A 10,636-nucleotide genomic window follows, 5' to 3' on the forward strand; every position below is an offset into this window, starting at 1 on the left:
TTCGGTCAAGATACATTGGGCGTCTCCGTGATTGGATGAAGGCTGCCTCGCTTGCGGCGATGGCCACAAATCAGTTACTCGGTGTCGGCACAGTCCCAGACCTCGACCCGCCCCTCGGCATCGATGCGCGCAATGGCCGAACCCTGAGGGTTCCAGGTGATCGCCTCGATCGCCGCGCCCACCAGTACCGCACCAGTTAGGCGGCCGGTCCCAGAACGGGACAGATCCCAGACCAACAGGCTGCCGTCCTTGGCCGCGGAGGCCAGCCGTCGGCGGCCAGACGCAAACGCCAACGCGGTGATGCGCGCGCCATGGCCTTCGAGCAGGCCGGGCCGAGTGCCCTCTGGGCCGCCGCCAGCAAAGCTCCAGACCGTGACATAGTCGGCGCCGGCGGTTGCGAGTAGGCTGGAGCTGTCGTCGAAAGCGAGCGCTGCAGGCTTCGCTGGATAGCCCGACATCATCGAATCTTCGCCGGTTGCGCGCCGCCAAAAATGGACGGTTCGATCCTGACTGCCGCAAGCGATAATGGCCCTGTTCGGACTCAGCGCGAGCGAGATCAACGATCCTTGCCAATCCAGGCTTCGGCGCACGCCGCCGTCGGCTGCATCCCGAAACGCAACCCGACCGTAGCCAGCGGTCACGATCTCTGTGGAATCGGCCCAGGCAAGGGCGCTGATCGTGCTGCCCTCTGGCTCGCCGCAGGCGGACGGCGCGCCGTCGGCTCGCCACAGGTGCAAGTACCGGCCGGCGGCTGCGGCCAAACGGGAGCCATCCGGAGCCCAGGCGACGTGCTCGACCCACGCGGCCTGTGCGGACAATGTGGCGAGCGGCACAGTGGCAGCAGCTTCCCACAGCCGCACGCAACCGTCCTGACCCGCGCTCGCCAGCCAGCGTCCGTCCGGGCTAGGGGCCAGATCGAGAATGCCGCCGGTATGCGCCGCGACGCGTTGAACGATGGCCCCGTCGCCAGCCGCGAAGGTCGAGAGGACACCGCCGGCATCACCGACGTGCAGAAGACTGCCGTCGGGATGCCAACAGACACACACGGGATAGTCGCCGACCTGCGCGCGCCAGCGCCGCAACAACAGGCCCTGGCCACCGCCAGCGCGCCTCTTTAAGCCAGGCATGCTCGAAACCCGGCCTCGAGCGCTGCGCGGTCCAGATTGCGCCCGATGAAGACCAGTTGGTTGCCGCGAGGGAGATCGCCCCAAGCACGATCGGGGCGACCGTCGAACAGCATGTGGACGCCTTGGAAGACAAAGCGCTCGGCCTCACCAGCGATGCTGATGAAGCCCTTCATGCGGAAAATGTCGATGCCCCGCTCGGCCAACAGCGTCGATAGCCAGCGGTTGAGCCGGTTGGCATCGACGTCGCCGGCAACCTCGATGCCGACCGAGGTGACGGTGTCGTCGTGCTCATGCTGCGCGACCCAGGCATGCTCAGCCACTGGCTGCAGTAACCGCCCCTCGGCATCCGTGAGCCGCAAGTTGAACTCCTCGGCGAAATGCTCGGTGTAGAGTCCGACCAAGCCGGGGGTATCGATCGTCAATGGAAAGACCTTGGTGCCGGGCTCAGTCAGCTCCAGCTCAACGTGCGTAGCCGGCTCAACGGGCTCTCCTGGCTGCGTGCGGACTGGTTCTTCGGCATAGAGCCGAACACAACGCTCGGCGCCTGCGCGCAACGCCGTCTCGTCGGCGCTCGGCAGCGTCACTGCCACCAGCGACATCGCTGGATCAGGGCCATCATCCAGCATCAGCCGATAGTGCCCGGCCTCCAGTGCGTAGACGCCGCTCCATTCAAACGGATATTCGGGCTCGAGAAAGCTCGGCTTGCGGCTCAAGGCCTGGTCGAGATCGAAGGCGCTTAAGCCGACGACACGATCCAGGTCAACCTCGCCGTGACTGGCCCGATGGATATGGGCCAGCGCGTTCATGCCGCGCACTCGCCGCTCCAACTCATCGAGGCGCGCCGGCTCGACCAGGTCGGTCTTATTCAGGATCAGCACGTCGGCGAACGCGATCTGCTCGGCGCTCTCGCGGGTATGATCGAGTTGTTGCTCGACGTGCTTTGCATCGACGAGCGTGACGATGCCATCGAGCGCAAACTGCTCATGGACGTCGTCGTCCATAAAGAAGGTCTGCGCAACCGGCCCCGGATCGGCCAGGCCCGTGGTCTCGACGAGCACATAGTCGAACTTGTCTCGGCGTTTGAACAGATTGCCGAGGATGCGGATCAGATCACCCCGCACGGTGCAGCAGATACAGCCATTGGACATCTCGAAGATCTCTTCGTCGGCATCGATCACCAACCCTTGATCGATGCCGATCTCGCCGTACTCGTTTTCGATGACGGCGATGCGCTTGCCATGCTGCTCCGAGAGGATGCGGTTCAGGAGCGTCGTCTTGCCGGCGCCGAGAAAGCCGGTCAGGATGGTGACGGGTACCTTCGTAGTGCTCATTTCGGGTCTCCGTGTGATGTGGCAGGGGCCGGAGGCTCGACGCCGATATCCGCAGCCGCCGTGGCCAGCGCCGCGGCCAGTGTGGTGGTGTTGTAGGTCAGCATGTCGAGATAGGTCGCAGCGGGACCGTCGGACGATGACAGCGCATCGGAGTACAGCGTGCCCCCGAGCTGAGCGCCGGTCTCTCGGCGGATCTGCTCGAGCAGCCGTGGATCGCTGATGTTCTCGACAAATACGGCCGGGATCTGCTCGCGGCGGATTTGGCGAACCAGGGCTGCGACATCAGCGGCCGATGCTTCGCTCTCGGTGCTCGTGCCGACTGGGGCAATGAAGTCGATATCGAAGGCGTCGCCGAAGTAACCGAAGGCGTCATGCGAGGTCACGACGCGACGCCGCTCAACCGGGATGGCCGCCAAGGATTCCGACATCCGTGCGGCGACCCCATCGAGATCCGCCAGGAGCTGAGCCGCCCGCTCGCGATACCCCGCCGCGCCGTCCGGATCGACGGCAACCAGGCCGTCGCGGATGTTCTCGATGTAGCGGCGGCCGTTGGCCGGGTCTTGCCACGCGTGGGGGTCGGTCCCGCCATCCTCCGTGCGGCGTGGCGCGACGCCGTCGGTGGCGACGACGATCGGTCCGCCGTAGCCGGCGGCCTCGACAAGCCGGTCCATCCAACCCTCGAAGCCGAGGCCGTTGACGATGAGCAGCTGTGCCTCGCCTAGCTGCCGCGCGTCGGCCGGTGTCGGGGTATACACATGGGCATCACCGCCGGGGCCGACCAGCGTTCTCACTGTCACGCGCGCTCCGCCAATGGTCTCGGTCAGATCACCGAGGATGCTGAACGTCGCTACCACGGGCAGGGACGCGTCTGCTGGCAGCGACTCGTCGGCGGCCGCGGGCAGTAGCAGCAGCATCAGCAGTGGCGCGACGAGAGCTCGCCGTCGGCACCTGTCGAGACGCTGCTGGTTCCAGCGGCTGCCAATGCGGTTCATCAAGGATTTCAGCATGAGAAGACCTCCTCTGTTGATCAATCGATACATGGCAACCGCGATTCGAGCCTCGACGGACCCTCGCAGCTCCGGCCTATCAGGCTTGCAAATGTCGTTGATGGAGCAGCCTGCGCGTGACGACGCCTTCCGGGCCCGCCAACAGCGACAAGAGGTAGATGCCGCCGATGGCGAGGATGATCGCCGGCCCCGAGGCGAGATCCAGGTGATAGGAGAGCAGCAGACCCGCCAGCGATCCGCAGACCGCGACCAGCACGGCGGCCAACAGCAGACCGGAGATTGTGCGGGACCAGAACCGCGCCGCCGCTGCCGGCAGGATGACAATGCCGACCGCGAGCAGCGTCCCCAGGGCCTGAAAACCGCCGACGAGGTTCAGCACGACCAGCATCAGAAAGCCGTAATGGGCCACCGGGCTCAGCGGGCTCACAGTGCGCAGGAAGCTCGGATCCACGCACTCGGCCACCAGCGGGCGGAACAGCAGCGCCAGCGTCAACAATGTGATCGTCGTGATGGCTGCAATGAGCAGCAGTGCCGCGTCGTTGAGCGCGAGCACGGTCCCGAACAGCACATGGAACAGATCAACCTGACTGCCTCGCAGCGAGATCAACAACACACCGGCGGCCAACGAGATCAGATAGAAGGCGGCCAAGCTGGCATCCTCGCCAAGCAGCGTGCCGCGGGCCACGAGCCCGGCAAGCATGGCCACGGCTAGACCGGCGACGAGTCCACCGATGGTCATGGCTCCAACCGACAACCCAAACAGAAAATAGCCAAGGGCCGCGCCCGGCAGGATCGCATGCGCCATGGCATCACCGGTCAGGCTCATGCGCCTCAGCAAGAGGAACACGCCGACCGGCGTCGCGCCCAAGGCGAGCGCTAGGCAGCCGACCAAGGCCCGGCGCATGAACTCGAATTCGACAAAGGGCGCAATCAAGGGCTCGAACACGATCAAGCCGCCCGCCGTCGGCACACCGGTGCCCGCTCGTCGTGAGCTTCAGCCATCTGCCGGGCGCGAAACAGATGCTCGCCACGTAGGACCTCGGCGGTTGGTCCAGCGGCAACCAGCTCACGTGCCAGCAGCATCGCCGTTGGAAAGTGGCTGCGGACCTGGTCGAGGTCGTGCAGCACGGCGATAACGGTGCGGGCCTCGCCGTGCCAGCGGCGCACCAGTGCCAGCAGGTCCTCGGCCGTGCGGGTATCGATGGCGGTGAACGGCTCATCGAGCAGGATCAGCGGTGCATCCTGCAGCAGCACGCGCGCAAACAGCGCCCGCTGAAACTGACCGCCGGACAGCGCACCGATGGGCCGGCCGGCAAAGCCGTTGAGTCCGACGGCGGCCAGCGCCTCGGCGATGGCCGTTCGATCGTGGCGGGTCAGCGAACGCAGGGCACCCACGCGGTGCCACAGCCCAAAGCTGACCAGTTCGTCGACCCGCAGCGGGAAGGTGCGATCAAGGTCGATCTGCTGCGGCAGATAGGCCACGCGGTGGCGGACGACCCCATGCAGCCGGACCTCGCCCTGCAATGGCCGAAGCAGCCCCAGGATTCCCTTCAAGAGCGTCGACTTGCCGGCACCATTGGGACCGACAACGGCAAGCAGCGAACCGCGCGCAATGGTCGCATCGAGATGATGAACCGCCGGATGGCGATCGTAGCCCAGGGTTAGGTTGTCGAGCTCAATCATGCGCGAGATTCAGTTGATCGCCCACCAGAGCGCGAGCCACAACACCAGCAAGGCGATCAGGCCAATGCTGACCCGGCCAACGGCGCTGAGATAAAGGAGCGATGGCCATACCGACGGTTTCATGTTGGCCGACGCTGTCGGTCGAGGACGTTGTGCCATGATCTGACGCGCTCCGCTCCGGTTGAAAATACGATATAACATCACCCTATTGAACGCCAACTTGTCTCAGCCTGACCACCTGACGTTGATCGCGCTGAGACTCAGGCGCGACCCGCCCGTGCCAGCGTTTTCGAAGACACGAATTCCACTAATCCAGAGGACACCTACTCGTGATCAATGAGCACGACGAGGTTGCTCTTAACCAGCGGATCGTCGAGCACATCTAGAACCGTCTCCCAGCATACCTTGCTGCAGTCTGGCTATTGATGCAACAATATTACATATCAGCCCGCTGTCCAAGGCAGCGCCGTATCGACCACTTCTCCCGCTGACGCGAGCGCCCTCTCCCATGCCTGAGACCGCTGTCACGCTGCCACTCGACTCGCGGCTGCTCCAGCCGACGCACGACATTCGGACCGAGCATCCGCACACGCGGGTTGTGCCTGAGCTCGCCGATCTGGTCGAGGTCTTTGCCGAAACCACGCAGGTCTGCCTCTTCGAGCGTTCGCCGACCGCCGGTATCGAGCGCTATTTGAACAGTCTGGACGAGCGGTTATGGCGCGGCTTTCGACTCGTCACATCGGCGCCGACCGCGGAAGGGGCCGGGCCCTCGTGGCCACTCCCCCAGAGCGAGGGTGATGATGACGGTCGCACGGCGCTGGCGCGGGATCTTGCCTTCCTTGCAGAGCTCTACGCAGACCTGCTTGGTTGTCCGTCACTGGGCGTGCGCCTAGAACGGCTCGACCAAGCCATGTGTCCACGCTGGCACCGGGATCAGACCGGCCTTCGCCTGCTCTGTACCTACCGAGGGCCGGGAACGGAGTGGCTCGATGATCGAGGTCTAGATCGGCTGAACTTGGGCGAGCAGACGATCCAGTCATGCCTGGCGAGCGGTTGCGCCGGCCCGTTCGATATCATCCTGTTGAAAGGCACAGCCTGGCCGGGGAATACAGCGCGGGGCGCCATTCACCGCTCGCCGGTACCCGACAATGGCGCACGTTATCTCCTTGCCATTGATGCGCTATGGGATGCTTGAGCGTCGAGGCTGCATGCGATGGCTCCTGCGCCAAGGAGCGTCCGTTGCGATCCTCTAGGTACCGGGTCAAGCGGCGTCGGCCATCCGCCCGAGCCGATGAGCAGCGCGGGCAGAACGGTCGTTGGACCGGTCAGGTCTCGACGAGCGTCACCGGCCCATGATCATCGCAATGGTCGCCGTGCGGATGGTGCAGGCGACCGTCAACGATGTAGTCGACATGATCCCCATGCGGCACCGCTTCATGACCGCATCCAGGGCCGTGCACGTGGCCGTCTTCCTGGCAAGCGGTGAGCCGATGCGCGCAGCCGTCCGGGTTGGTCTCGCTGACGGCGATGATGTGCTCGTCGTAGTGGACCAGGCCGTCGACCTCGTGCGGATGGTGGAGATGGCCATCGTGTAGATAGTCGATATGGCCCTCGTGCTGCAGGGCCTGGTGTCCGCAGCCGGGTCCGTGGCGATGATCGTGATGGGGATGGGAATGGCAGTCTTGGCTCATCGATTGGGCTCCGGTTGCGGTCGTTTCAGGATATCGCGCCGGTGCGGCGCTGGTGGAGGACACCGATGCGCCTCCCTTAGGCGATTTCTGTCAAAGCTCATACCGCCTTGCTGGTCTTTTCGCTCGCCTTCTTCGTCGCGCCGCCGGTCACATAGCCCGGCTATGCTCCCGGCGACGCTCCTCGAAGGCAAACGAAAATCCTGCGCAATTCGGTACGAGCTTTTCCGGCAATCGCCTTAGGCGTCATTGGTGTGTTGAACGTGACCGACCATGTCATCGAGCATGTGCTCGACGTGGGCATCGGCGACGGAGTAATAGGCGTGGCGCCCTTCCCGCTCGACCTTGAGCAAGGCAGCGGTGCGCAGCAGCCGCAGGTGATGACTCACCAGGGACATCGACAGGCCGCTCGCATCGGCGATCTCTGAGACCGATCGACGTCGATGACGACAGCGCAGAACGATGCCCAACCGTGTTGGATCGCCCAACAAGGCGAACATCTCGGCCAGGGCTTGGCGTTGGTCAAGACTGAGTTCAGTGGACAGGTCGCACACTCCTAAAACAGTTGAATAACTGTTCATCTGTAGAGTAGACGCCTTGCGGCGCTGGTGCAAGTCGAGTCGAGGCAAACGCCTGGACTATGGCAACAGCTTGATCGCCGCGCCGACACCGATCCAGACCAGCGCGATGCCGATCAGATACCAGACGAAGCGTCGGTCCCAGCGACGCAGCCATGCTTGAAATCGGCGTTCAGATTCCTCGCTGCGCCGCTTGAAGTCCTCGAGCCAAGGGTCAGGTCCGGTCAACGCATCACGATCCCGCCATCCTGCATCGCGAAGGTGACCCTGCTCAGATCCTTGCGGGGCGATGCCTCATGGCCAGCCAATTTGATCAGGGTTCCGGCATGACAGCGATGCCGGACCTGTATCCGCGCCTTCTGGCAGCGTTGGAATGCTGCTTTCAATTCCGCCAGTTCGTCGCGGAGGGCCTGTTCCTTCTTGTTCAGACTTTCCCGCGCCTCAAGGAACTTCTGCTTTCGTTCACCAGTGATCGGCTTGTGCTGTTTGACGAAACGCTCGACGATCGACATCAGCTGTTGCCGCTGCGCGCCAACCTGTTTGAGCTCATCGTTGGCAGCGACGACCCGCTTCTTGATCTCATCGGTCGCGCCAGCGACCAGGACCGTGGCGACGTTGGACATCGCACCGCTCACGCCAACATCAATGAGCTCCCCGGCGCAGGCGCGGCCGCCGACGATGGCGCCGCGTCCCAAGATCGCAAAGCGCGTCCCAGCGTTGATCTCGGAGTGAAAGACCTGCTTTTGAACGATGACCTCTTGATCGGACTCGACCTTGGCCTCTTGGATGAAGCGGGCCTTGAGCTGAGTCCCGGCCTTCAGATAGGCATCATCGACCGGGCCTGTGCCCCGATTATCCTTGTGGTGGTCTGAATGCGCGTCCTCGTGCAACTGTCGACGGCCGATCACGCCACCTGAGACCTCGATCGCACCGCCCGCCCGGATATGTGCTGCTTCGACCAGACCGCCAACCTTGACATCGCCCATCACCTCGATCTTCATACCCGGCTCGACATTGCCCTTGACGTGCACGCTGCCATCGAAGCGAATGTGGCCGGTTGACAGCCCCACCTGCTCGAGATGCAGCACCTTCTCGACGTAGGCGCCATCACGGGCTAGCACCGGCATACCGCTGGTCGCGGCCACCAGGAGATTGTCATCATCCGGCGCCAGGGCGACGCTATCGTTCTTGGGCTTCAGTATACGCTCCTTGCCGGAGCGGGCCTTCAATAGGTGGCCGGTAACGGTCCGGCCTGGCGTCCCTTCGCTTGGGGGATGGCGCCGCACCAACGCCTCGCCGGCTTCGACATGCGGGAAGTCGCCGAGCTCGAGGAAATCGACCTTGCCGGATTCGTCGACCTGTGGGCGGCGGTCGACGATCGTCTCGATCAAGGGCTCGAGCCGGGCATCGCGACCATGACGGACGGGCTCCCCATAGGCGACGATCATGCAGACTGGGATCAGACTCTCCCGCAGCTGCTGCTGCAGCACCTCGCTCGTCAGCGCCGTGAGGCTGTCTTCGAGGAGACCGTGAATGATCTGCCCCCGCTTGAGCGCCTGATCCAGCGCCTCATCGGTCAGGTCCGCACCTCCGCCCTGAGGCGGATGGACCACAACCCCGGCCAGCATCTCGTCTTTGTTGGTGAAGACCTCGACGCGCGCATCCACAGGCCCCAGGAGACAGAGGTCACAGGCCTCGCCGCGCTGCATCTGCTCGAGCAAGCGCGAGACAGCCGCTGGCTCCAACGGTTGCTCATCGGTCTGGAAGCCAGCCGACTCCAACACCTGCGGAAGTTGTTCCGGTTGCAACACCGGCGCATTCGCCACCGGCTCGTAGTGAACCCAGAGGGCGCCGGTTGAATCCTCTGCGCGAAAACGGAGCCCCAACGCCTCTGCCGTCGGCACGGCCTGCGCGATCTCATCAGTTGGTTCCATGAGCCTTTCCTAAAACGCTGTCTTCACCAACGGCTTCACCAACGGCTTCACCGCCGAACCGAATAGCAGCCCAACGCGAGCCGGGGCGCCCAGCTAGAGACCATCGATGAGGTTGCCTTCGGCGAACCCGTTTGCGTTGGAGCAGGCCGCGCAGGCGATCACCCGTTGCAGCCTACGCAGACAGGCTACCACGGACCTGGCGGTGCTCCAGCGCCCGGGATGCGCCGGCAATACGGACCTTAACGCAGCCGAACCAGGCCGAATCCCGGGCCTTGCGGATCGCGCCATCGCGATCGCTCACTTCATCATGAAACAGATACTGACAGCGAAACGACCTGCGCCCTACTGATTGTGCGGTTTTTTCGAACGGTTGCGAAGAACACTGCGAATTTACCTTATCATTAACATGGTTTATATCTAACCAATCGCCGCTTGCCTGCTGCGCTCCGCACAGCCGCGGACCAGGGGGCACGGCGTGAAAGAGATTGCAAGAGCATTGACGTCGATAGCCGCTTCCAACGCTTGCTTGGATCGGCAACCGCCTGCAATGCGAAGGAGATCGCATGAGCTCACTGCGTAGCCGGCTTTCCTTCGCCCTACAGTCCGCTCCTTCGCCCCGCATTGAAGGCCAACGTCCTCGCTGTCTCGAGAATCGGTAACCCCAGCTGGCGAAACCGGCTGACGGGACAGTCGTCTCGTTGTTCCGGTCGGCCTGAGCGCCGTGGACAGGCTGGGAACCCTCTCGCGGCAATCCTCAATCGTCGCAACAGAGCTGATACATCAAGTCTGCAGAATCGGAGGCTTTCTTGGAGCCACATCGCTACAAAGTCGTTTCAGGGCCGGAAGGCTTCTTGCCGCCGGCCGCCGCCTCGATGGGCGTCGCGCTGCCCGAGCAAAGTGAAGGCCTGATCGAAGGGGCGCGTGTCCCGGCCGCAAGCGCGTTGGAAGAGGCGGCGACCAGGCTGGTCAACGCCAAGCACCCGACCTTCTTCCCCGGTCCGCTGATCCTCTGGAACTGGAAGGATGGGATCGCCGAAAAGGCGCAAGCGCTGAAGGATCTGGCCGACACCCTGGGGGCCAAGATCATCCCGATGCCGGACTACCGGCCCAAGTACCCGATGATCAACCCGGAGATCGAGGTCAACCCCAACCACCCGAACCCAGCAATTCCCGCCATCCTCGGAGATGGCAGCTGACAAGACACGGAGACCGGCATTGAAGATCTCTGGACGCATGGACGCCTCGCTGCAGAGCAACGCTTTGATGAAGCTGGCTTGTTCTCCCCTCA

Annotated in this window: 12 protein-coding genes; 2 read left to right on the forward strand and 10 right to left on the reverse strand. The window is 63.7% G+C overall.

Going from position 1 to position 10,636, the window contains the following annotated elements:
- Positions 1-74: 74 nt before the first annotated feature.
- The 6 genes from CKO40_RS16150 to CKO40_RS16175 form a co-directional block, all read right to left on the reverse strand.
- Positions 75-1,127, reverse strand: coding sequence for a WD40 repeat domain-containing protein (locus CKO40_RS16150; RefSeq protein WP_200347411.1), 1,053 nt, complete (start codon positions 1,125-1,127; stop codon positions 75-77).
- Entirely contained in the window at positions 1,115-2,458 is a 1,344-nt protein-coding gene (locus CKO40_RS16155; RefSeq protein WP_200347413.1) for a CobW family GTP-binding protein, read from the reverse strand. Before CKO40_RS16155 ends, CKO40_RS16150 begins: the two co-directional genes overlap by 13 nt.
- Complete coding sequence (locus CKO40_RS16160; protein ID WP_200347414.1) at positions 2,455-3,465, reverse strand: metal ABC transporter substrate-binding protein; 1,011 nt, start codon at positions 3,463-3,465, stop codon at positions 2,455-2,457. The genes CKO40_RS16155 and CKO40_RS16160 overlap by 4 nt, the downstream gene beginning before the upstream one ends.
- Positions 3,466-3,544: 79 nt before the next feature.
- Positions 3,545-4,435 carry a metal ABC transporter permease gene (locus CKO40_RS16165; RefSeq protein WP_200347415.1) on the reverse strand — a complete coding sequence of 297 codons (891 nt, stop codon included), beginning with the start codon at positions 4,433-4,435 and terminating at the stop codon, positions 3,545-3,547.
- Positions 4,414-5,148 carry a zinc ABC transporter ATP-binding protein AztA gene (gene aztA / locus CKO40_RS16170; protein ID WP_200347416.1) on the reverse strand — a complete coding sequence of 245 codons (735 nt, stop codon included), beginning with the start codon at positions 5,146-5,148 and terminating at the stop codon, positions 4,414-4,416. The genes CKO40_RS16165 and aztA overlap by 22 nt, the downstream gene beginning before the upstream one ends.
- A 9-nt stretch (positions 5,149-5,157) precedes the next feature.
- Positions 5,158-5,307 carry a hypothetical protein gene (locus tag CKO40_RS16175; protein WP_200347417.1) on the reverse strand — a complete coding sequence of 50 codons (150 nt, stop codon included), beginning with the start codon at positions 5,305-5,307 and terminating at the stop codon, positions 5,158-5,160.
- A gap of 349 nt (positions 5,308-5,656) precedes the next feature.
- On the opposite strand from CKO40_RS16175, the gene CKO40_RS16180 reads away from it, so the two are divergent.
- Positions 5,657-6,343, forward strand: a complete 687-nt coding sequence (locus CKO40_RS16180; RefSeq protein ID WP_200347418.1) for a DUF1826 domain-containing protein — start codon at positions 5,657-5,659, stop codon at positions 6,341-6,343.
- A 130-nt stretch (positions 6,344-6,473) separates the two neighbouring features.
- Here CKO40_RS16180 and CKO40_RS16185 read toward each other — a convergent pair whose 3' ends face one another.
- From CKO40_RS16185 to CKO40_RS16200, 4 genes are all read right to left on the reverse strand, one after another.
- Entirely contained in the window at positions 6,474-6,839 is a 366-nt protein-coding gene (locus CKO40_RS16185; protein WP_200347444.1) for a hypothetical protein, read from the reverse strand.
- Positions 6,840-7,075: 236 nt separating this feature from the next.
- Positions 7,076-7,417, reverse strand: a complete 342-nt coding sequence (locus CKO40_RS16190) for a metalloregulator ArsR/SmtB family transcription factor (RefSeq protein WP_200347419.1) — start codon at positions 7,415-7,417, stop codon at positions 7,076-7,078.
- Positions 7,418-7,474: 57 nt separating this feature from the next.
- On the reverse strand, positions 7,475-7,642 hold the full coding sequence (locus tag CKO40_RS16195; protein WP_200347421.1) for a hypothetical protein: 168 nt from the start codon (positions 7,640-7,642) through the stop codon (positions 7,475-7,477).
- On the reverse strand, positions 7,639-9,348 hold the full coding sequence (locus CKO40_RS16200) for a DUF342 domain-containing protein (protein ID WP_200347422.1): 1,710 nt from the start codon (positions 9,346-9,348) through the stop codon (positions 7,639-7,641). The genes CKO40_RS16195 and CKO40_RS16200 overlap by 4 nt, the downstream gene beginning before the upstream one ends.
- 806 nt (positions 9,349-10,154) lie before the next feature.
- On the opposite strand from CKO40_RS16200, the gene CKO40_RS16205 reads away from it, so the two are divergent.
- The gene (locus CKO40_RS16205; RefSeq protein ID WP_200347423.1) at positions 10,155-10,544 is read left to right on the forward strand and encodes a carbon monoxide dehydrogenase beta subunit family protein; all 390 of its coding nucleotides are present in this window, start codon (positions 10,155-10,157) and stop codon (positions 10,542-10,544) included.
- Positions 10,545-10,636 lie beyond the last annotated feature (92 nt).

The organism is Halochromatium glycolicum (assembly GCF_016584085.1).
In the GTDB taxonomy this organism is placed as follows: domain Bacteria; phylum Pseudomonadota; class Gammaproteobacteria; order Chromatiales; family Chromatiaceae; genus Lamprobacter; species Lamprobacter glycolicus.